Origin of the sequence: Caballeronia sp. LjRoot31, from assembly GCF_964253885.1 — a bacterium.
GTDB lineage: Bacteria > Pseudomonadota > Gammaproteobacteria > Burkholderiales > Burkholderiaceae > Caballeronia.
Window position 1 is genome coordinate 1,225,521 of record NZ_CAXURX020000003.1, and the last position, 21,676, is coordinate 1,247,196.

The following is a 21,676-nucleotide window of genomic DNA, read 5'->3' on the forward strand; positions in this document are numbered from 1 at the left end:
CGTTGCCACCTTCGGTCTCATTGCAATCTAACTGGATTGAATCATCATGAAAAATATCCTTCGTCCTGTGCTCGTGTTGTTCGCGGCACTGACCGTTGTGACCGGGCTGGTATATCCGATCGTGGTCACCGCAGTCTCGCATGCCGCCTTTCCGAGCCAGGCAAACGGTAGCCTGATCGAGAAGAACGGCAAGCTGGTTGGCTCGGAACTGCTGGGTCAGCAATTCGATGCACCGGGCTATTTCTGGGGCCGCCTGTCAGCTACTTCGCCGAACCCGTACAACCCGCAAGGCTCGAGTGCTTCGAACCTTGGCCCGACGAACCCGGCGCTCGCGGACGAGGTGAAAGGACGCATCAGCGCCTTGCACGACGCGGACCCGACGAACACGGCGCCGGTACCGGTTGACCTCGTTACATCGTCAGGCAGTGGTCTTGATCCCGAGATCAGCCCGGCCGCCGCCGCTTATCAAATCGACCGTGTAGCAAAGGCACGCAAGCTGTCACACAACGACGTCGATGCACTGGTTCAACGCGCAACCAGCGGCCGTCAGTTCGGCATTCTTGGCGAGGCACGCGTGAACGTGCTGAAGCTGAACCTGGCGCTTGACGAAATGAAGCCCGCAAGCTGATGGACCGTCCCGACCCCGACGAGCTGCTCGACAAGATCCAGCGCGACGAAGAGAAAAAGCAGCGTGGCAGGCTGAAGATTTTCTTCGGCGCATCGGCTGGTGTGGGGAAGACCTATGCCATGTTGCAAGCCGGGCATCGTCGCCGTGAGGAAGGGTTCGATACGGTTGTCGGCATTGTCGAAACACATGGCCGCAAGGAGACGCTTGCGCTGGTGGAGGGGCTGGATGCCGTGCCGCTGACGCTGTACGAATACCGCGGCCGGAAACTGCCCGAATTCGACCTCGACGCAGCGCTTGCACGCAAGCCGCAACTGATTCTCGTCGATGAACTCGCGCATTCGAACGTGCAGGGCGCCCGTCACCTTAAACGGTGGCAGGACGTGTACGAGTTGCTCGACGCCGGTATCGACGTGTACACCACCGTCAACGTCCAGCATCTTGAGAGCCTGAACGATATCGTCGGGCAGATCACGGGTATCCGGGTATGGGAAACCGTGCCTGACCGCGTGTTCGATCTCGCCGATGAAGTCACGCTCGTGGACCTGCCAGCCGAAGAGTTGCTGGACCGCTTGAGGGACGGAAAAGTTTATATGCCGCAGCAAGCGGCAAACGCGGTCAAGAATTTTTTCCGCAAAGGCAACCTGATTGCATTGCGTGAACTGGCGCTGCGTCGAACGGCCGACCGCGTGGACGCGCAGATGCGAGAGTATCGTGCCGATCAGTCCATTAGCCGGATCTGGCAGGCGCGTGAGCGACTTATCGCTTGCATCGGGCCGGGGCCTGAAAGCGCCACGCTGGTTCGCTCGGCCGCGCGTCTTGCCGCGAGCCTCAAGGCGGATTGGCTCGCGGTTTATGTTGAAACACCCAAGCTGCAGCGCTTGCCTGACGCATGGCGAAAACGCACGCTGGATGCGCTTAAGCTGGCCTCCGAGCTGGGCGCCGAGACAGTGACCCTTGACGGTGCCGACGCGGCCACCACGCTGGTCGCATACGCGCGCATGCGCAACGTGTCCAAGATCGTGGCGGGCGCGTCTGACGCACCGGGCTGGCGGCGTCTGCTTGATCGACCCGTTGCCGAAGCACTGGTGCACCATGCGCACGATATCGATGTGACGCTGGTGGGCGTGAAAGCGGCCAAGGAAGGCCGCGAGCGCGATACAAGCATCCCGGTATTCGCCACTGTCCGCAACGAAGCCCGTTCTTCGCCCAACGCCTATTTTTATGCGGCTGCAATCGGCGTCGCGATCACGGCGCTGGCGAGCCTGCTATCGCGTCATATCGACCTCACGAACCTCGTGATGTTGTATTTGCTCGGCGTTGTCTTTGCCGCAGTCCGGCTCGGACGAGGTCCGGGTGTACTGCTTTCATTCGTTAGCGTCGCAGCGTTTGATTTCTTCTTTGTTCCGCCACAACTTTCCTTTTCCGTTTCAGATACGCAATACCTGCTGACTTTCTTCGTGATGTTGCTGACCTCGCTCACGATCAGCCATCTGACTTCGAATCTTCGGCGTCAGGCGCGGGTAGCTTCGTTGCGCGAGCGGCGCACGGGCGCCATGTACGCGATGACGCGGGAACTGGGCGGCGCGTTGATGACCGAACAGATCATCGAAATTGGAACGCGCCACGTAGGCGAAATCTTCCAGGCCAAGGTCGCCATTCTGCTGCCCGACAGTACGGAAAAAATCCGCCAGAAAGTCGACGATCCCAATCCGCAGTTCACACTCGATGCCGCCGATCTCGACCTTGACATCGGCCAGTGGGTATACGACCAACAAAAGCCTGCGGGACGCGGCACGGACACGCTGCCAGCCAGCAATGCGCTCTATCTGCCACTCAAGGCGCCAATGCGTACCCGAGGGGTCTTGGCACTTATCACCGCTCATGCAGCCGAGCTTGCGGTCCCTGAACAGCAACGCATGATCGACACGTTCGCTTCCCAGATCGCGCTCGCGCTTGAACGTGTCCACTACGTCGAGATCGCGCAGGATGCGTTGGTCAACATGGAGTCGGAGCGCATGCGCAACTCGTTGCTGTCGGCCATCTCGCACGACCTGCGCACGCCGCTGACTTCGATCGTCGGATTCGCTTCGGTGCTGGAGGAGCAGCAGCGCATTCACAACGGCTCGGCCGACACTGCGCGCGAGCTGGTTCACGCAATCCACGAGGAAGCACTGCGCATGAGCGGGCTGGTGACGAATCTGCTCGACATGGCCCGGCTCCAGGCGGGCAGCATCCGTCTGAACCGGCAGTGGCTGATGCTGGAAGAGGTGGTTGGCGCGGCGCTGGCGGTATGCCGCCGTACGCTCGCCGGGCACGCCGTACAGGTTCGCGTTCCGGCCGACCTTCCATTGATACAACTGGATGCGGTTCTGATGGAACGGCTGCTCGCGAACCTGTTTGAGAATGCGGCGAAATACACGCCGCGCGATTCATCGCTGTCCATCCACGCAGCGGCCGAACAGCATTTGGGCGAGCGCTACGTGAGGGTTTGCGTCGACGATAACGGCCCGGGCCTGCCGCCGGGCATACAACAAACGCTCTTCGATAAATTCACGCGCGGAGAGAAGGAATCAGCCATGCCGGGGATTGGTCTGGGCCTGGCTATATGCCGGGCGATCGTGGAGGCGCATGGCGGGAAGATCGGCGCTGAGAACAGGGTGAATGGTGAAGGGAAGGTGTTGGGCGCAAGGTTCTGGTTCACGTTGCCGGCCGATCAGGCGCCACCCTTCGAGGCGCTTCCTGAGGAAGATGGCGACGGGCCGGACGCGGCCGTGCATACGGATACTCCATGAGCGAGCCTACGTTGACCATCGTCGTCATAGAAGATGACAAGCAGATTCGTCGTTTCGTAAGGAGTACGCTTGAAGCACAGGGCATGACCGTGTTCGAAGCCGAAACGGGACAGCAGGGTTTGCGCGAAGCCGCCTTTCGGCTGCCTGATCTCATTGTCATTGACCTTGGCTTGCCGGACACCGATGGTATCGACGTGATTCGTGAACTGCGTACCTGGACCGAACAACCGTTGATCGTGCTCTCGGCACGCACGCACGAAGACGCCAAGGTTGCAGCGCTGGATGCGGGAGCGGACGACTATCTGACGAAGCCATTTGGTGTGTCGGAGTTGCTCGCGCGAATCCGTGCGCAGCTAAGACGGCGTAACCGCGGCGGGCAGCAGGAGACACCGCAGGTCCGGTTTGGGCCGGTATCGGTGGATCTGTCTGAAAGGCGTGTCACGCGTGATGGTGAGCTGATTCACCTCACGCCGATCGAATACAGACTGCTGACTACGCTGGTACGCCAGGCCGGGCGAGTCATCACGCATCAGCAATTGCTGCGCGAAGTATGGGGACCCGCGTATGTGGAGAACCAGCACTATCTGCGTGTCTATATGGGACACCTTCGCCACAAGCTGGAGCTTGATCCGGCGCAGCCGGTTCATATCGTGACGGAGACTGGGGTGGGTTACCGGCTGGTGGGTGCGCAGTAGGCATTGGTTTGATGCATTGGTTTGATGCGTTATTTAGCGGCGTTCCCATGCGAGTCTGATGGTGCGCTGGCGCAATTCGATGCTGAACGCTCACGTCTTGACGGGTTCTTGATACGGCATGGTCAGCTTTTATCCCGATCGATACGTCGGGCAGCGTAGCCTTCCCGAACGCAAACGAGAAGGGGCCGTGATGCATGAGAAGCAGTCAAAAGAATCAAGGCGACAGTTGCGCGCGAAACTTGCCCTCTGCGCGTTTTCGTTCATGGCCGCAAGCGCGGCATACGCAGCCGATGCAACGGATGTAGCCAATGACCGGTCAGTGCCGGATGGGAAGATATCGGCAAGCATTGAATCCTCATCCGGCGAATCGCCACAGGTTGCAAATGTAGCGGCGGTGTTATGGCGGCAGTTCCGGGTGGCCCGGCAGGAGGCCACGCTGATTGCGCGTGCGGTCATCAGCGCGGCAAACGAATATGCAATGTCACCCGTGCTATTGCTCGCGGTCATTGCAACCGAGTCAGGGTTCGACCGGCAGGCGGTCAGCGTTGCCGGCGCGCAGGGGCTGATGCAGATCCTCCCGGCTGCTCATCCGCAGGTATTTGCATCGGGCAACGACTTGACCGAGCCTGGCGAGAACGTGCGAATAGGGTCTTCAATCCTGCGCGAGTATCTTGATGCGTCAGGCGGCGACTTGGGCGTCGCCCTCAAACGATACAGCGGCGGCGGCAAGGGATACGCCCAACGCGTGGCTTTTCGCATGAGGCAGTTCTCGGCCGGCCTGCACGCGCCGCCGGGCGATGCAGCCAAGGATGCGCTTGTAAGGTCGCCTTGACACAATTTTTACGCCGCAGGCTCGAAACTCTGCTCGCGTTTAACACCGGACCTGCTGTAATCAAGTTGTAGTCATAGCTGAAACGGGGACGCTTATGTTACGGGTACTGATACCGGTGATAAACAAGGACGGCGCGCTTCAGGCCGCACGGCATGCTGCATTCCTTTTCGCCGAGCACTGCGTGTCCGAGGTCGAGTTGATGGAGGTGCTTGAGCCTCCGGACCAGGGGCGCGCCAGTGCGTTTCATTCCCGTGGTGCGCTGCGCTTGCAGGAAAAGCGCGCGATGCTGAGCGCGCTTAGCCAAACACGCGCCATTCTGGACGACGCGGGGGTTCCGTATCACTGGTCACGTGTGTTTGGGTCCGTGGCTGGAACCATTGCAGCGTGCGCGGCTGAAAAACGCTCGGACATTGTCCTGGTCGATGCCAGTCACCTGGGCTTTCTTACCCGCTGGTGGGTGATGAACAAGTTGTGGCGCAGCATGCAAACACCGGTGACGATGGTTCACTAAGTAAGCACGACGATAAGCACGGCAATCAACGAACTAACATTCACCAGCGTTCAGTCAAGAGTACACAATCGTGTTAAAGCTTCATACGGCCATGCGGATCAGGGGCATGGCGAAGGTGGTGTGTGTCGCTATCGTGGCGAACCAGGTTCTGACCACGGCATTCGCGTATGCGGTTCAGCAGCTTGATCCGGGCGCGCCGGGTCTTATCACGACCATGTTCAGTTTCCTGACGTGCGGTCTCGTGAGCATATGGCTGCAGTCAGACGCACGGCGCGCGTATTTGCTGGCGCGCGAGAAGGGCTGTATCACGCCCGTGGACAAGACCAACCCGGCGCTCAAGATAGCGCCCGATTGTCCGAAGATGTGGCTGGTCGTTTTGCACATCGAAATGAATCCGGCCGCGGTGGGACTTTAAGCGATTTGCTTGACTGCACCCGCCCAGAGCGTGAACGCTTCACCGTTTATCGGCTTGCACGCGACGACCCTGCCTGGACGCCGACCGCCGCATATGAGTCGTCCTCGCAAACCGGTCCTCGATCCTCTTTCGGCGCCACGGCGAAAGCGCCGGTCATGCAGGCCGGTGTGCTTGCCGGATCGTTCGCGCGGACGCCCCGGCAGCCGCGTTTTCCCTTAGAACTTGAAGGTTGACTAAGAGCGGCAAGGGCACCAAACTTCTTGCTACTATGTGATCACAGGTCACATATATCGTAAGGAGCTGTTTAATTGACAACACGTGAAACAAGCGCGGACGCGCTGCCGCTTGAGCTGGTGGCGCGCGAGACCATGGCGGGCCGCGTCTACGCGCAGTTGCGCGAGGCGATCATGACGGGACGTTTTGCACCCGGTCAGGCGCTGAGCTTGCGCGGGGTAGCCGAAGCCGTCGGTTCATCGACCATGCCGGTGCGCGCCGCGCTCACACGGCTGCAAGCCGAAGGCGCGTTGATCGATGGACCGGGTCGCGCGTTGATGGTGCCGCCCATGACGCTCGACCTGCTCGAAGAGCTGCGCGACGTGCGGATAGCCCTTGAAGGCTGCGTGGCGAAGCGGGCGGCATCGCGGATGACCAGGGACCATTTGAACGCGCTGCAAGCGGTGTTCGACGCCATGAATGCCCACGTGGAAGCCGGCGATGTATCCGCGTACCTGCGCAGCAATTTCGAATTCCATATAGCAATCTATACGCATGGCGCGAGCGACCTGACGCTCGCGACCATCCAGAATCTCTGGATGCGTATTGGCCCGTTCCTGAATCTCGTGGCACCGGACATTCCGCATATGCGGTTGTCGATGGCGGCGCACCGCAAGATCGTCGATGCCCTCTGGAAGGGCGACGGAGAAGGCGCGCGGGCGGGCATAGAGGAGGACATCGGCGGCGCCGCTGCGGACTTGCAGGAGCGCCTGCAGAGCAGGGAAGCGGCCAGGGCCTCAGGTTGACTTGGGCCTGTGAGTTGAGCGGTGCCCCGAGCTGTCCAATCCTGTGAGCTGCCCCCAAAAAACGACGTAGACAAGCACGACGGTTCTACAGATGTTGAACCGCACGCGGGGTTGCGCGTGCTGGTTGTACCGTCTGCCGTGGTTACGTTGCGCGATAAAAAAGCTTGATCGTCGATGGAACTACACCATGAGCAGACGCGTTGCAGTGATTGGATCGGGACGGATAGGCCGGGCGTGGGCGATCGTGTTTGCGCGTGCGGGTTTCGAGGTCAGGCTTCACGACGCCGACCGCGCGATGCTCGACGGCGCGATTCCGTCTATCCGCAGCAGTGTCTCGGACCTTGGCAAGTACGGACTCGTCGACGAGCCGGAAGAGCGGATCGTGTCGCGTGTTACGGCATGTGAACGGCTCGCGGACGCGGTGAGCGATGTCGATCTGGTGCAGGAGAACATTGCGGAGATCGTGGAGGTCAAGCGCACATTGTTCGCCGAACTGGACAAGCTGACGCGCCCCGACACGCTGCTGGCCAGTTCGACCTCCGGCTTGCCTGCCTCCACGTTCACCGAAGCACTGGAGGGCCGCGCGCGGTGCCTTGTGGCGCACCCGGTGAATCCGCCTTCGCTCGTGCCGCTGGTCGAGTTATGCGGGGCGCCGTGGACGTCGCCGGACACATTGGCCCGTGCGCGTGCATTGTACGAAGGGGCGGGCCAGGAGCCCGTGACCGTTGCGCGCGAGATCCCGGGTTTTCTACTGAACCGCTTGCAAGGCGTGCTTCTGGACGAAGCATTGAGCCTCTACGCACGGGGCTACGCAAGCGCCGCGGATCTTGACACCGTGATGCGCGACGGCCTCGGGCTGCGGTGGTCGTTCATGGGGCCGTTTGAAACCATCGACCTGAACGCGCCCGGCGGCGTGGCGGATTATGCCGCGCGTTATGGAGCGATGTACCGCGCCTTTGCAAAGGACAGCGTGCCGTTCGACTGGTCGCCTGCCAGCATCGCGAGACTCGATGCTGAACGCCGCGACGTGTTGCCACGCGACGAAATAGAAAGCCGTAGCCGTTGGCGTGACCGGCGGCTGATGGCCTTGCTGGCGCATCGTCGCGCGACGTCGAAGTTCGATGACGACAAGGGCTGATAACGGTAGACAGCCATGATCGAAGCCTGACTGATCGTCGATGCCAGCAATCATCTTGGCGAGGGAGCGCTGTGGGATGTGAAAGAGCAGCGCCCCTACTGGTTCGATAGCACCGCCGCCGAGATCGACCGTTGCCGCGCCGACAGCAGCGACATGCGGACGCCTTGGCGGAAGAGCCGACGGCGCGATGATGATCCGTTCCCTGGAGTAGAAAAGACGCTCGATGCAGGTGCTGTCGAGTGCTTGAACGCGCGCTCCAGGAGCATCCGTCGCACGCTTTTGAATGTCTTCTCGCCGGCTGAAACAGGGCGAGATGCCGCGATGCGGTCGCCAGCATGAAGGTGGCTAGGCGCGCGGCTTCCCCTTATCCCTTTTGAATCCGTTCCGATTCGACGCTCCCTCAAGCCACGGAATTCGGAAATTTTCCGACAAAACTGAAAACTTACCTAAAGTATTTAGTCGGCTTACCGTAATCTATAGATAATTAATCGTAGCATTGGCTTGCATGCGCTGCCGCTCATGCCGCGCGGCGACACAACACGCGAATGAGCAAATCAGAGCCGCAATTCAAAGCCGGTTACCAGCGACTTGAACGGCTTTTTCCCGGCTCGTGTCACAAAAGTGCCATCGCGTGTGAAGGCTGACTGTTGATCAGCCCAACCCGGGATTTAACAAGGGAGTTCCACTATTTATGTCTGACGCAATCAAGTCCGCGGGACAATCTCTAATCAACGGCTCGACGGGCAAGAATACCGACGTTCCGGCGCTTGTCGAAGCTATCGTCAACGCACGGGTTGCCGGATTGAATGCGACCAACTCGGCCAAACAGAAGACCAGCACTTCCCTCCTGACGGCTGTCGGTTCGTTGAAATCGGTCCTGTCGCTGCTGCAAAGCTCACTGGGGTCGCTGTCCGACGGCACCGCGTTGTCCGCTGTCACGGCCAAGGCCGATGGCAAGGGCCTGACCGCTACTGCCGGCAAGGGCGCCACGACGGGCAGCTATGCGATCCAGGTCACCAACATCGCGACATCGCAAAGTATCACTTCGGGCGCGTTCGGCGCCAAGGACACGCTCGGTACCGGCACGCTGAAACTCTCGGTGGGCGGCAAGGACGTTTCGATCAAGATCGATTCGTCGAATAACACGCTGAGCGGCATTGCAGCCGCGATCAATTCAGCCTCCGGCAATCCCGGCGTGAGCGCGACCGTGATCACCGGTACGGACGGCGCGCATCTCGTGCTGCACTCGTCCACCACGGGCGTGGCGAACGGTATCTCGGTGGAGGTCACGCCGGCTGGCTCGGGCGACAACACCGGGTTATCGAAGCTCAACGTCAGCTCGTCCACCTCGACTGTCGACCCCTCGGACCCGACCAAGACCGTGGCGCCGTACACGACTATCGGGACATCGGAGAACTGGAAGCAAACCGCGGCTGGCAAGGACGCGTTGCTGACGGTGGCCGGCACGGAGGTCAGCAGCCCGAGCAACAGCGTGACATCGGCGATTGCGGGGCTGTCGATCAACCTGACCTCCGAGTCCGTGGGCACGACCCAGACGCTGAGCGTCACCTCCGACCCGACCGCCCAGCAGACCTCGATCAAGGCCTTCGTCACGGCGTATAACAACTTCGTCAACATGGCTGCGTCGCTGACTTCTTTCGACAAGTCGCAACCCAAGGGCTCGCAAGGCGGACCATTGCTCGGCGACTCGATGATGAACACGGTCAAGAATGCGCTTGCATCCGTGATCAGCAAGGGCGTTCCGACGGCAGGGGGCGAGACCAAGGGAATGGCGAACCTGGGGTCTATCGGTATCGTGCTGCAACAGGACGGCACGTTGAAGATCGACGAAACCGCGCTGAACGCCGCGCTGACCAACAAACCCGGCACGGTCAACGCGTTGTTCAATTCGACCTCCGGTCTCGGTGCGGAGATGAACAAGACCCTCACGACCTTTCTCAAGAAAGATGGCCTGCTCGATATCAGGACAACGTCGCTCAACAAGGACCTCGAGAACATCAAGGTCCAGGGCACGAAGCTGGACGCGTTCGCTGCGCAACTGACGAACAGCTACAACGCGCAGTTCACTGCACTCAACACGCTGATGGCGCAGATGAGTAGCAATGCGAACTATCTGACCGCATTGTTCGGCGGGGCCAACAGTGCGGGCGCACTGGCCGGAAACAAGGGTTGACGAGGAACGCGCCGCGCGACGAGTGGCGGTTCGTTGTGCGGCGAAGAGCTGGTTGCAAGGGCCTTGTTGAACCTGATTCGCAACAGTACCCGCTACGCGCAGCGCACCATTTCGCTGAGCGCATGTTTGGGGCCGGTGGGCGCGCTCGCGCTGATCGTGGACGACGAGGGCTCCGGTATTCCGGTTGCGGAGCGGACACGTATCTTCGAGTCGTTTCATCGGCTGGACGGTAGCCGCGGCCGCCTCGCCGGCAGGTTTGGGCTTGGTCGGGCCAAGTTAGTCGGATATCGGCAAATGGAGGCTCTCTACGGGTATTTGCGCGAGCGGTGGGGCGCTTGCATGGGCTTAGGGGTGGGTCTCGGGGTGTTGGGTTCCGGGTTAGTGGTCGGGGTGGTCGGTTCTGGGTTAGCGGTCGGGGTCAATGCCGGGTTGGTGCTTTCGGCCGTGGTGGTCTGCGAGAGTCGGATTTTCTCTTTATCACTATTAGCCACTGTGCGTGGCGGCACGTCATTTCTTTGTCCAAAGCGACAAAGAAACGAAGCAAAGAAAACGCTTTTAAACCACGCTACCCTAAGTGTCCACAGCGTGCAGTTTTGATTCATAGGTGCCCCAAAAGCACGGTGCTTGCCAGAGCGAAGGATGTGTGAACCCCTCCTTCTCGCGAATCCTGACACGAACACGCTTCGCCCCGTACGCTCTCGGGCAAGCACCCTTGCTAAGGAACCCGCACGGCCCCACGGGTATTTACGGCTGCGGTTTTTTGACGGGTTAGCTCCTGGTCTGTGCGACCGCATTCACTGGCCACAGCTTCATGCGTGTTTGTTTTTACTACTTCCGTTTTTTGAATTGGCTGCGCGTTCTGTACAGCTATTTTCGTCGGTTACGGCCGCACGCATTTTCGTGACCTGGTTTCTCCGTGGGTTAGCGACGTGGTTCGAGGTGCGCACATAGTTGGTGGTTGGTGTCCGCGGATAGCGCGGGGTGCTCCTTGGGCAGGTTCAATCACTGGTGGCGAAGCGTGTGGGTATCGGTGTTCGGAGAAGGAGGGTTTCACACATCCGTGGCTCTGGCGAGCACCGTGCTTTTGGGGCACCCATGAATAGAAACTGCACGCTGTGGACACTTAGGGTAGCGTGGTTTAAAAGCGTTTTCTTTGCTTCGTTTCTTTGTCGCTTTGGACAAAGAAATGACGTGCCGCCACGCACAGTGGCTAATAGTGATAAAGAGAAAATCCAACTCTCGCAGACCGCTAAGGCCGAAAGCAGCAACCCGGCATTGACCCCGACCGCTAACCCCAGAACCGACCAACCCAGCACCATCCCCGACCGCTAACCCAGAACCGACCACCCCAGCATAGACCCCGCCCCCCATCCCCTAGCGACCAAACTCCACCCCCAGATCGTTAAATGTTGTCAGATCAACCCCGACATTATTTCCTTTCGGCGCGAATCCAGACACACTAGCATCACCCTTCCGAGGGTGTGTCCCGCGACGAAGGTGATCCTCGTCGTGCTTAAGTCCCATCCCGCCCGGGTGGGACTTTTTTTTAACGTACCGGTCCTGCCAGGCGCGCTAGTCACTAGCGAACATCGCTTCGATCAGCAACGCCCCAAAGTCTGTCCGCGACGGAACAAATCACGCGCAATGGAACAGAAGAGGGCCGTGGTCTGCCCTTCGTCCTGAAGCCGGCGGCTCATGATGATCGGCGACGTGGGGCCCGGTTCGGGCAGGTGCCGGTAGACGACGCCATGCACCCTCAAACCATCAACGCTCTCCGGCACAAGCGACACACCCACTCGCGCCGCAACGAGCCCAAGCGCTGTCTGCAATTCCCGCACGTCATGTACGGCGGCAGGTTCAAGCGCATGATCGCGCAGTGCCGATAACTGCTGGTCCGCATAACTCGGACGCGGCGAACTCGGATACACAATCAGCGTCTCGCGGGCCATATCCTCCAGCGTCAACTCCACAGAAGCATCCGCTAACGGATGATCTTCCGGCAGCGCGGCAATCATCCGTTCCTCGACGAGTACTTCGCGCGTCAGTTGCACATCGTCGAAACGCAGTCGTCCAAAGCCGACATCAATTCGTCCGCCCTTTAATGCGCCGAGTTGTTCGAGCGTGAACATCTCGATCAGCGACAATTCGATCTGCGGAGCGGCCTCGCGAAATGCACGGATGACCTGCGGCAGCGCACCGTAAAGAGTAGACGGCACGAAGCCGATCACAATGCGTTCCGCCAGTTGCGCAAGCCTGCGTGTGAGCGGGACGAGCTCGTCGCTTTCATCGATCAGGCGCTTTGCCTGCGCGTAGAAAACGCGCCCCGCTTCGGTCAGGCGCAAAGGCCGCGAACCGCGTTCGAACAGCGGCAACCCGACACTTTCTTCTATCTGCTGGATCTGCCGGCTAAGCGGCGGCTGTGTCATGTGCAGACGATCGGCCGCGCGCGTGATGTTCATTTCTTCGGCTACCGCAATGAAATAGCGGAGTTGTCGCAGCTCCATGCAGACCTCAAACGGTTAAAGATCGAGCGATATCGCCGATACGTCAGAATTTCTCCGAAGGACGGGCACGGAAGGTTGCATCGGATTAGGTCAGGCACACGCGTTTCACAAGCGCGCTGGCCATGATTGTGGCACGGGGCATGAGCTAACCGGCAAACAAGGCGTTTGCCGGCATGGAACCGCTTCTGGGCGCGCAGTGGATTCGAGATCTGAAGCGCAGGACACTCGTTGACCGAGGCTGCCAGGCTAATCAGCGCTGTGATCAGCGGTCCTTGGCGGCTTGCTCGACCGCACCGCTTAGCGATGAGTCAGGGGCTTTGTCGACAACGGTTGCCCTGAGAATCCAGTTATAAACCGCGCCCGCGATCATCAACGCCGAGGTGCCGAAAAACACTTCCCGCATGCCGAAATGTCCTCCGACGAAACCGCCGGCAAGCGGTCCGACAACCTGCCCGGTATATTGGGCAGACGTCGAGTAACCGAGCATATTGCCTGCGACCGACGCCGGTACGTTGTGCCGGATCACGCTGGCAACGCAAGGCAGCAGTCCGCCAAGCGCCAGACCCATCAGGAATCGCAGAATCACCAATTGCCAGCCCCGCGTGACAAACGCTTGCGGGATCAGCAGGATGCCCGCCACCGCGAGGCAGCCGATAATGACGTTCCAATGCCCTATGCGATCGGCGAGCTTGCCCAGGTACGAGGCCGAGAGAATGCTGCCCAATGCCGCCGCCGACATCACCAGTCCCGCGACAAACGTGACCTGATGGACATCGACTATTTGCGCCACGTACACCGTGATAATCGGCTCGATCGACATGTTTGCCAGCATCAGGAGCATGCCGGTCACCAGCATGGCGACAGTCGGCCGCTTGTCTCCAATTTCACCCCAGCTCCCACGCCGTTTCCCCTTCTTGTTCAAGCCCGAGTGACGCTCGTTCTTGACGAAGAATACGGTCGCCAGAAACGTAATGAAAATAAGGGCACCCGAGGCAAGAAAGGTCGACCGTATTCCAATCAACGGCGGCAGTGATCCACCAATAATCGGGCCGACCAGATTGCCGGCCATGATGCCGGAAGACAGGACACCGAGTGCCCAGCCGCATCGGTCTTTCGGTGTCTGGGTGGCGACCAGCACGGTGGAGCCCGACGCAAAGCCGCCAAGCAAGCCTGCAAGAAGTCTGAGGCCAACGAGTTGCCAGACGTTATGGGCCATCCCCATCAAGGACATGATGATGGCCATGCCGAGGCTGGCGCGGATCAGCATCGGCTTGCGGCCGTAGAGATCGGCAAGCCGTCCCCAAAGCGGCGCGGTCAGTGCGGCGGTGAAAAACGTTGCACCGTAAGCGACGCCGGACCACTGGACTATCGCGGCGTGATCCTTGACGCCTAGTTGCTCCACGTAAAGCGGCAAGAACGGCAACATGAGCGTCATGGCCACGATGGTCGTGAATGATCCAAATACGCAGACGATGAGATTACGCCGCCAGTGGGTGAACTCCTCCTCCGCTTCTGGATGATCGTTGTAACGTACGCTTGCCGTTTGTTTGTCCATCGTTCTGTCCGGGTCAGCGTGGCGGTTGAGTGTTTTCGGGGAGCAACCGTCTGGCGCGAAGTGAGGAAGCGAGCGAGCTTCAACCCGGATCGTACGGCGTGAGCGATGGCGCAGCCAGTCCGCTGTCTATACCGGTATCGCGACTACCCGGCACGTTTTCGTACCGTCCAGTTTTATACATTCAAGGCACGAGCGTCTTTCGCATTTTTCAAAGCTCGTCGTTTTGATGCAGTCTGTGCGGTGGTCCAACCACCGCTAAAGATCGGCCGCTATCCGCCGATAAGTAGGGGAAGTTTGCGCTTTTCCGCCAACCGTCATATAGCAAGCGATCGAACGGCAGGCATGCTGGATCGCACAGGCGCACGCTTTGACGATTCGACAGCCTGACTGCCCGTCCTTTGCATCCAATTGCGCACCCGAACGCTCTTTCCATTGGAACGCGAGCCCTCCAAAAGTCGACGATATGTCGACGGAGGCCGACGCAAGCACATCTATAGAACACCGTTTAAATGGCTTGCAAGACAGCAAATTGAAAGAATTTAATATCGGTGTTTGGTTCGCTAAATCAGAAATCGCGTGCTTTAAATTTTAATCTACAAGGTCATTTTGATGAGCCAGTTTAAAGTTGTGACCCGCCTGTTTGTCGCCTTCGGCGCGTTACTTGTTCTTCTCGGCGTAGTGTCTATCGTCGGCTTGGTCGGCATGTCAAAAATTAACGGGGCACTGACGAGTATTGTCGACCGTAGCACGGAAGAAATGACGCTTGCCCAGACGATGCGCTCCTCCCTCGACCAACGTTCCATCGCCATCCGCGACATGATGCTGGTCGATAACGAGGCCGACGTGAAGGCCAACGTCGAAAAAATAAAGCACGAAGAAGGCATCTATGCGGACGCGTCGCGCGCCTTGAATGACATCTTTGTGTCGAGTGGGGCAATAACGGACACGGAGCAAACACTTCTAGCCAAGCTGAGAACCGATGAAGCCACCACGCGGCCGCTAATGGCCAATGCCGTTCAACTCATTCTTTCAAATGAGAAAGCCCAGGCCGGCAAGGCGTTATTGCAAGACGTTGTTCCGAAGCAAACTGAATGGCGAGGCACGCTTCGATCGCTGATCGAGCTTGAGAAAACGACCATGCATGACAAGGCGAACCAGGCTGAGAGCAGCTATGCGCAGCTTAGAGTCGCGATGATCGGTGCGGCGTTTGCCGCGCTGATCGTTGGCGTGATAGGCGCGTTGCTGATCACGCGCAGCATCCTTAAGCAACTCGGCGCGGAGCCCAGCGAAGCGCAACGCGTAGCCAGTGAGATCGCGGGTGGAAACCTCGCCGTGCCGGTCGTGATCGCGCGCGGCGCAAGCGGGAGTTTGATGGCGTCGCTGGAGGCAATGCGCGCACAACTGAGCAGCATCGTCGCGGGGATCAAGACATCGGCTGATTCGATCGCCGTCGCGGCCAATGAAATGGCCCAGGGTAACGTCGACCTGTCGCAACGCACGGAGGAACAAGCGGCTTCGCTTGAGCAGACCGCGGCGAGCATGGAAGAGCTGACGTCCACGGTGAAGCAGAATACTGACAATGCGAAACAGGCAAACATGCTTGCCCAGACTGCGTCTGATGCAGCCACGGCAGGCGGGCATGTGGTTGAGCGCGTGGTGACGAAGATGCGGGATATATCCGCTAGCGCTTCGAAAGTAAGCGAGATCACCAATCTGATCGAGAGCATCGCGTTTCAAACCAATATCCTCGCGCTGAACGCTGCGGTTGAGGCTGCGCGCGCAGGTGAGCAGGGGCGCGGTTTCGCAGTCGTCGCCGGAGAAGTGCGTACGCTGGCCCAACGCTGCGCGAGCGCGGCCAAGCAAGTGAAGGATCAGATTGGTGAGTCGCTCGATCACGTCGACACGGGTTCAGGCCTCGTAGCCGAAGCCGGCAAGAGCATGAACGAATTGTTGAACTCGATTAAACAGGTGACCGACATCATGGGCGAAATCTCGGCCGCTTCGTCTGAGCAAAGCACCGGCATTGAGCAAGTCAGCATCGCTGTCGGCCAGATGGACGAAGTGACGCAACAAAACGCCGCATTGGTCGAACAAGCAACGGCGGCAGCGCAAGCAATGGCCGATCAGGCCAGAGGCTTGCGGGAAGCGGTGGGTGTTTTTAGGGTAAGGGTGGGAAGCAATTGAGGTCAGTCCGAACCCGCGAATACCGAGCGGTCAGGCGCGATTTTGCTCAAAAGGAATTGCCGAGTGGAAGGGGCCGATGACAGGGAGTCAAGGTGCAACGCGCCCGGCGAAACACTGTTGGAGTAGCGCGGCTGCGCCCTGTGATATTTACCGGGCACGCGGGAACCCCCACCTTCATGAGGTAATCATTGCGCGTAGGGCTTAATCTTTTTCCGATCAGCGTCTGCGACCGGGTTGATGCCGGGCCCTGCTGAATTTGGTGTCGAGGCTGCTCGTTGCAAAGCTTTGGAATCTTGCGATACGTCGGCTGCGGGCATCGGCAGCGGCCTATCGGGATTCGCCAGGTTATACAACGCAGTGCCCAACTGTCCTGCCGCGATTCCCTCTTCGTAGTCGTCAGGGCTCTGGGCGTGCGCGAAAGCTGTCAAAGAAAATGCAGCGCAGGTCACAGTCATTAAACGTTTCATTTCCATCTCCCTTGTCGCCGGATTCCAAAGACGGTCACGAAGCGATCCCTGCTTCACAAACCAATGTGAACAAGAGAGCCCGCGAGAGAACTTCAGACGTGCGCCACCGGCGTTTTCGTTGGAGATCGGCATACTGGCAATGCCGCCGTGCCGACCGTTAAATCTTGCCTGCGAGGCTTGTCACGCGAGTTCTGAGAATGGACAGTTGATTTATAGTCTCTCCGCTTTACAAATACCTCGCACCCCTCAAAACCTTGCGATCATTCGCCTTCGCCGCTTGCTGCGCCGCTATTGGTAAAGCGACCACGAACTGCGATCCGCTCGCCCATGCAGCGTTTCCTGGGACGAGGGCGTACACATTACAAAGCACGTCACCGCCCCCGGATCGCCCATCGCGTTTCCTGGATATTCAACGTCGAGTGTTCTTGGCAACTCGTCCAGACTCCGAAGAAAAATGATCGACAGACGGGATCGGGTGTTCCGTTCCATTGCTCGCTGAACCGTCCAGGCTGAAGGTCGAGAACCATGGAAACCATGGAATAGCGGGGATCGTCACATCAACCATGTCGAAACCGCGCCGAAATCTCAGCAGACAGTTTCAACTTTGTTCCTTGATCCGATTCCGGTGCGCCGCTTGTTTTGCCCGGTTACCGCAAGCCGCCATGCTGCACCAGCGCCGCGCGTGTCCCCGAGTGTGATCGGCGAACATCAATGTGCATGTCGGACCTTCGCACGCCTTCACGTGCGTGAAGTCCTCCTCGCAAACAAGCTTCGCCAGGATTTCCCCGATCGGCAGAAGCAAGGACTCCGGCGAACTCCAGCGCCGTGAACGTTCAAACGTGAGCGCACCCACCGTCTCCTTTTCGTGAGCTCCGTGAGCTTCGTGAGCGACGATTTCCCCAAAGGCTTCATCACGCGCGAGCAGCAGGTTCAGAGGCTCCAGCTCCCGCAGATCCGCAGACTCAAGCGGACGGCCTTTGTGCTCACGGACGAATAGCCTGAACCACTCACGCAGACTGCGCGCCTGGTCCGCCAGGCGATCGAGCTCGCCCGGCATGGCGCGCTCGCGCATCGTGCGCAGCACTTCCACAGGTACCAGTTGCGACTGCTCGAGCCAGGCCAGCAGGCCCTCGCCGTCGTCGATCCAGTCGATCGGGACGTCGACGGGCGTGGCCACCGAATTCAAAAAGTCCAGGCCAGCCGAATCGGCTATGAACATCGCGGGAAATTGCTGGGGCATTGGCTACCTCAAAATGGATGAAAATAACCTTCTAAAAGACGGTTGACAGGTTACCACATCATAGAATAACCTTCTCAAATGCATTAAGAAGGTTACTCGAATGGAGGGCCAACTCGCTGCGACGGAGTCCGCCTTCGCCTGGATTTACCTCTGAACATGGGAGACGAAAATGCCTGAAAGCGATGTGAAAGTAGTGCTCGTACCCGGAGCCTGGGCCGACGGCTCTAGCTGGAGCAAAGTGATAAATGGACTCCAGGAAAACGGGGTTAGTGCGGTTACTGTCCCTGTGCCGTTAACGACGTTGGACGATGACGTCGCGGCGCTTGATCGAACCCTGGAACGGATTGAAGGGCCTGTTGTGCTGGCGGGTCACGCCTACGCCGGCGCGGTCATTGGCGCCGCACGCAACCCCAGGATCAAGGCGCTGGTCTACATCGCCGCGCTTGGCCCCGCCGAGGGAGAAACGGTAGCCGATGTGTTCTATCGAAACGAGCCGCACCCCGCAGCGCCAAAGCTCGGTCCTGATAGCCATGGCTTGATCTGGTTGCCCCAGGAGGCGTTTGCCGCGGCCTTTGCCCAAAACGCATCGGCGCAAGAATTGGCGGTATTGGCCGCCGTTCAGCGCCCGATCTCGCCGGCATGTATCAGCGTTCCCGTAGGACGTCCGCTTTGGAAGGATGTGCCGAGCTGGTATCTGCTGGCCGAGGAGGATCACATGATCGTCGCCGAGACTCAGCGCTTCATGGCTGAGCGTATGAACGCGCGGGTGAGCGCGCACCCGGTTGACCACACACCGAGTGTCACGGCGCCAGGTCTCGTTGTTGACCTGATTCTTCAGGCCGTGCGTGAAGTTCGTGAAGCGCACGTCTGACAGACCCGAGAGCTTCGTGCCTGCCGCAGGATTCCATGAATTCAGCCCGATGGGCTGAGCGCTCGTGTCCTTACGCAGTCGCTTTATCGCCAAGGGCATCTGGCGTAACTGTAGGTATCAACGAGGAGAATCACCATGACTGGTATCACGTACCGTAGTGCGGATGTCGACGGCTTCAATATCTTCTATCGTGAAGCAGGGACCGTGGGAGCGCCCAAGCTGTTGTTGCTCCACGGCTTCCCCAGTTCCAGCCACATGTTCCGGGACCTGATCCCGCTGCTGGCCGATCGCTTCCACATCATCGCGCCGGATCTACCCGGATTCGGCCGGTCGGATATGCCGTCACGCGAGCAGTTCAGGTACAACTTCGACAACATCGCCGGGGTCATCGATCGCTTTACCGAAGTGGTCGGGTTCGACCGTTTTGCTGTCTATGTGTTCGACTACGGGGCCCCGACCGGCTTGCGGATTGCAGTCAGGCATCCCGAGCGCATCACGGCGATCATTTCCCAGAACGGCAACGCCTACGAGGAAGGCCTGAGCGACGGATGGAACCCCATCCGTGCGTATTGGGAGGAAGCGTCGGAGGAGAATCGCCAGGCGCTTCGCGGCTTCCTGGCACCGGAGACGACACGCTGGCAGTACACCCATGGCGTGGCCGACGAGGCTGCGGTCTCGCCGGACGGTATCGCGCTGGACAACTTCTACTTGACGCGCCCTGGAGCCGATGAGGTTCAACTGGATCTGTTCGGTGATTACAAGAGCAACGTTGCGCTCTATCCAACGTTCCAGGCGTACTTTCGCAAGCACCAGCCACGGTTTCTTGCGGTATGGGGGAAGCACGACCCGTTCTTCCTTCCGCCGGGCGCAGAGGCGTTCAAGCGGGATATCCCCGACGCCGATATCCGCTTCTACGATACCGGCCACTTTGCCCTGGAAACGCATGCCAGGGAGATCGCTGCGGCGATCGGCGAATTCCTCTCTCGATGAACCGAACTCCTGCGGCGGGTCGGGTTTTACCTGCTATGGGTCGTTCACGACTGAACGCTGGCGCGTTCATAAACTTAGGAGAATTGACATGTCAAACGCAGTCGCTGTTGTTACCGGAGCCAGCCAGGGCATTGGCTTTTCCACGGCAGTACGTCTCGCGCGGGATTTTGGTTCGATCGTACTGGTTGCCCGCAATCGCGCCAAGCTTGAGGAGACGGCTGCGGCCGTCAAGGAGGCGGGTGCTGAACCCCTCATCATTGACCTTGACCTGTCCGACCGGTCGTCGGCGAAGAAGGTTGTAGAACAAACGCTCGCCGGGTTCGGGCGTATCGACGCGTTGCTCAATATCGCGGGCGCTGTTCCTCAAATCGATCTGTTCGACATGACGGACGAGCAGTGGGATGCCGGCATGGCGCTGAAGTTGCACGGCGCCCGCCGCCTGACGATTGAAGCTTGGCCCGCTTTGAAGGCGTCCAAAGGCTCTGTCGTCTTGATCTCCGGGAATTCCGCTCTTTTTCCGAAAGCACCGTACGCGGCGGTCGGGACGATCAACGCGGCGATCATTGCGCTCGCGAAGGCGTTTTCCGACCGGGGGATCACTGACGGCGTTCAGGTGAATAGCGTGCTGCCTGGGCCTGTGATGACCGGGCGTAGGCGCTCCTACCTTGAGCACTGGGCGCCGTTGCACAACATGACGGTCGAGGAAGCAACCGCCCGATTCCCCGTTGAAGTGGGGATTACACGTTACGGCGAGCCTGAAGATATTGCGGAGCTGATGGCATTCCTGGTTTCACCGGGGGCTCGGTGGATGACTGGCTCCGCCATTCGAATGGACGGGGGCGAGGTTAAGTCGATTTGAACAGGCGAGTGAATCAGCATTCGCTCAAGCGATCGTGGACTGATTGGCCGGCTTATAGGCAACCGAAAATCAACGGGAATTCAACGGGAATCTTGAAGGGCACTTCCTACGTGGTGGAACACACGTGCTTGAATCGCTCATTGATTGCCCTATCTCTTTGGTGGCGCGGATTTGCCGCCGCGCCGGCGGGGCTTAGGCTCGACACCCACGCGCGGATCGCGTGCGAGCACGAGTGCCGTCATCCTTTTCGCTATGCTTTCAAACGCGGGGTCGTCTTGCGGTACGTAGAGCCATTTACCGAGCACTGGATGCGGCTGCAGTGCGGGCATTTCACGAATGAGCGGGGCGTGACGCTCTTGCGATGTGCACACGAGCAAGCCGCTCCACGGCGGGTCGCGATCGGCGGCAACCAGACACAACAGGCCGTCGATATAGGCGGCGTCGCTGCCGAACATCCGCTTGGCGATGTAGGTTGAATCGCTCTCGAATGCTTCGAATATCCAGACAAGCGAGTTGCGGATTGAAGAGGGCATTGGCGTGAAGTCCTTGGCGACAGGAGTGGTTGTGGATTCAATCCTCTACCGGGCGGCAATACGAGCCGTCGAAATCGTACTCTTCAAACACCACCTCTGCAGCGTCGGAAAATAGTGGCTAATGCTTGGGTGACGATAACCGTCTTTGATTTTCACCGCGATGACAGTACGCGTGCCGACATCCGTGCAACGCCAAAGCCGGGCTTCGGTGTAGAACTCCGTACCAATGGTGATTTGCTAGTCGCATCG

Annotated in this window: 18 protein-coding genes and 1 pseudogene; 14 read left to right on the top strand and 5 right to left on the bottom strand. The window is 59.3% G+C overall.

Annotation, left to right across the window (positions count from 1 at the left end; translation table 11 throughout):
* Positions 1-46 precede the first annotated feature (46 nt).
* The 10 genes and pseudogenes from kdpC to ACSQ8V_RS34235 all read left to right on the top strand — a co-directional run.
* A complete protein-coding gene (gene kdpC, locus ACSQ8V_RS34190; RefSeq protein WP_213762935.1) occupies positions 47-628 on the top strand; it encodes a potassium-transporting ATPase subunit KdpC in 582 nt (193 codons plus the stop codon).
* Entirely contained in the window at positions 628-3,420 is a 2,793-nt protein-coding gene (locus tag ACSQ8V_RS34195; RefSeq protein WP_436208770.1) for a DUF4118 domain-containing protein, read from the top strand. Before kdpC ends, ACSQ8V_RS34195 begins: the two co-directional genes overlap by 1 nt.
* Positions 3,417-4,115, top strand: a complete 699-nt coding sequence (kdpE, locus tag ACSQ8V_RS34200; protein ID WP_213762931.1) for a two-component system response regulator KdpE — start codon at positions 3,417-3,419, stop codon at positions 4,113-4,115. Before ACSQ8V_RS34195 ends, kdpE begins: the two co-directional genes overlap by 4 nt.
* A gap of 190 nt (positions 4,116-4,305) precedes the next feature.
* On the top strand, positions 4,306-4,947 hold the full coding sequence (locus tag ACSQ8V_RS34205) for a lytic transglycosylase domain-containing protein (protein ID WP_436208771.1): 642 nt from the start codon (positions 4,306-4,308) through the stop codon (positions 4,945-4,947).
* A gap of 94 nt (positions 4,948-5,041) precedes the next feature.
* Positions 5,042-5,458: a universal stress protein gene (locus ACSQ8V_RS34210; protein WP_436208772.1), complete on the top strand. Its 417-nt coding sequence runs from the start codon at positions 5,042-5,044 to the stop codon at positions 5,456-5,458.
* A 70-nt stretch (positions 5,459-5,528) separates the two neighbouring features.
* A complete protein-coding gene (locus ACSQ8V_RS34215; RefSeq protein WP_346730459.1) occupies positions 5,529-5,873 on the top strand; it encodes a hypothetical protein in 345 nt (114 codons plus the stop codon).
* Positions 5,874-6,241: 368 nt separating this feature from the next.
* Positions 6,242-6,892 (top strand): GntR family transcriptional regulator, encoded by a 651-nt coding sequence (locus ACSQ8V_RS34220; RefSeq protein ID WP_436209247.1) that lies wholly within the window; start codon positions 6,242-6,244, stop codon positions 6,890-6,892.
* Positions 6,893-7,079: 187 nt separating this feature from the next.
* The gene (locus ACSQ8V_RS34225; RefSeq protein ID WP_436208773.1) at positions 7,080-8,030 is read left to right on the top strand and encodes a 3-hydroxyacyl-CoA dehydrogenase; all 951 of its coding nucleotides are present in this window, start codon (positions 7,080-7,082) and stop codon (positions 8,028-8,030) included.
* A 691-nt stretch (positions 8,031-8,721) separates the two neighbouring features.
* The gene (fliD, locus tag ACSQ8V_RS34230) at positions 8,722-10,224 is read left to right on the top strand and encodes a flagellar filament capping protein FliD (protein ID WP_436186155.1); all 1,503 of its coding nucleotides are present in this window, start codon (positions 8,722-8,724) and stop codon (positions 10,222-10,224) included.
* Positions 10,225-10,257: 33 nt separating this feature from the next.
* Positions 10,258-10,491 (top strand): annotated as a pseudogene (locus ACSQ8V_RS34235) (ATP-binding protein); the annotation flags it as partial.
* A gap of 1,331 nt (positions 10,492-11,822) precedes the next feature.
* Here ACSQ8V_RS34235 and ACSQ8V_RS34240 read toward each other — a convergent pair.
* Both ACSQ8V_RS34240 and ACSQ8V_RS34245 read right to left on the bottom strand, forming a co-directional pair.
* Complete coding sequence (locus tag ACSQ8V_RS34240; RefSeq protein WP_436208774.1) at positions 11,823-12,728, bottom strand: LysR family transcriptional regulator; 906 nt, start codon at positions 12,726-12,728, stop codon at positions 11,823-11,825.
* A 262-nt stretch (positions 12,729-12,990) separates the two neighbouring features.
* On the bottom strand, positions 12,991-14,283 hold the full coding sequence (locus ACSQ8V_RS34245; RefSeq protein ID WP_436208775.1) for an MFS transporter: 1,293 nt from the start codon (positions 14,281-14,283) through the stop codon (positions 12,991-12,993).
* Between the two features lie 609 nt (positions 14,284-14,892).
* Here ACSQ8V_RS34245 and ACSQ8V_RS34250 point away from each other — a divergent pair.
* Positions 14,893-16,467 (top strand): methyl-accepting chemotaxis protein, encoded by a 1,575-nt coding sequence (locus ACSQ8V_RS34250; RefSeq protein ID WP_436208776.1) that lies wholly within the window; start codon positions 14,893-14,895, stop codon positions 16,465-16,467.
* Positions 16,468-16,652: 185 nt separating this feature from the next.
* On the opposite strand, the gene ACSQ8V_RS34255 is transcribed toward ACSQ8V_RS34250, so the two are convergent.
* Both ACSQ8V_RS34255 and ACSQ8V_RS34260 read right to left on the bottom strand, forming a co-directional pair.
* On the bottom strand, positions 16,653-16,934 hold the full coding sequence (locus ACSQ8V_RS34255) for a hypothetical protein (protein ID WP_436208777.1): 282 nt from the start codon (positions 16,932-16,934) through the stop codon (positions 16,653-16,655).
* Between the two features lie 598 nt (positions 16,935-17,532).
* A complete protein-coding gene (locus ACSQ8V_RS34260; RefSeq protein WP_436208778.1) occupies positions 17,533-18,174 on the bottom strand; it encodes a CGNR zinc finger domain-containing protein in 642 nt (213 codons plus the stop codon).
* 169 nt (positions 18,175-18,343) lie between these two features.
* Here ACSQ8V_RS34260 and ACSQ8V_RS34265 point away from each other — a divergent pair, with 169 nt between their 5' ends.
* The 3 genes from ACSQ8V_RS34265 to ACSQ8V_RS34275 all read left to right on the top strand — a co-directional run bounded on the left by ACSQ8V_RS34265 (position 18,344) and on the right by ACSQ8V_RS34275 (position 20,894).
* Positions 18,344-19,045, top strand: coding sequence for an alpha/beta fold hydrolase (locus tag ACSQ8V_RS34265; RefSeq protein WP_436208779.1), 702 nt, complete (start codon positions 18,344-18,346; stop codon positions 19,043-19,045).
* A gap of 135 nt (positions 19,046-19,180) precedes the next feature.
* The gene (locus tag ACSQ8V_RS34270; protein WP_436208780.1) at positions 19,181-20,035 is read left to right on the top strand and encodes an alpha/beta fold hydrolase; all 855 of its coding nucleotides are present in this window, start codon (positions 19,181-19,183) and stop codon (positions 20,033-20,035) included.
* 88 nt (positions 20,036-20,123) lie between these two features.
* Positions 20,124-20,894 carry an SDR family oxidoreductase gene (locus tag ACSQ8V_RS34275; protein WP_213762919.1) on the top strand — a complete coding sequence of 257 codons (771 nt, stop codon included), beginning with the start codon at positions 20,124-20,126 and terminating at the stop codon, positions 20,892-20,894.
* Positions 20,895-21,043: 149 nt separating this feature from the next.
* Here ACSQ8V_RS34275 and ACSQ8V_RS34280 read toward each other — a convergent pair whose 3' ends face one another.
* A complete protein-coding gene (locus ACSQ8V_RS34280) occupies positions 21,044-21,427 on the bottom strand; it encodes a hypothetical protein (RefSeq protein WP_436208781.1) in 384 nt (127 codons plus the stop codon).
* Positions 21,428-21,676 lie beyond the last annotated feature (249 nt).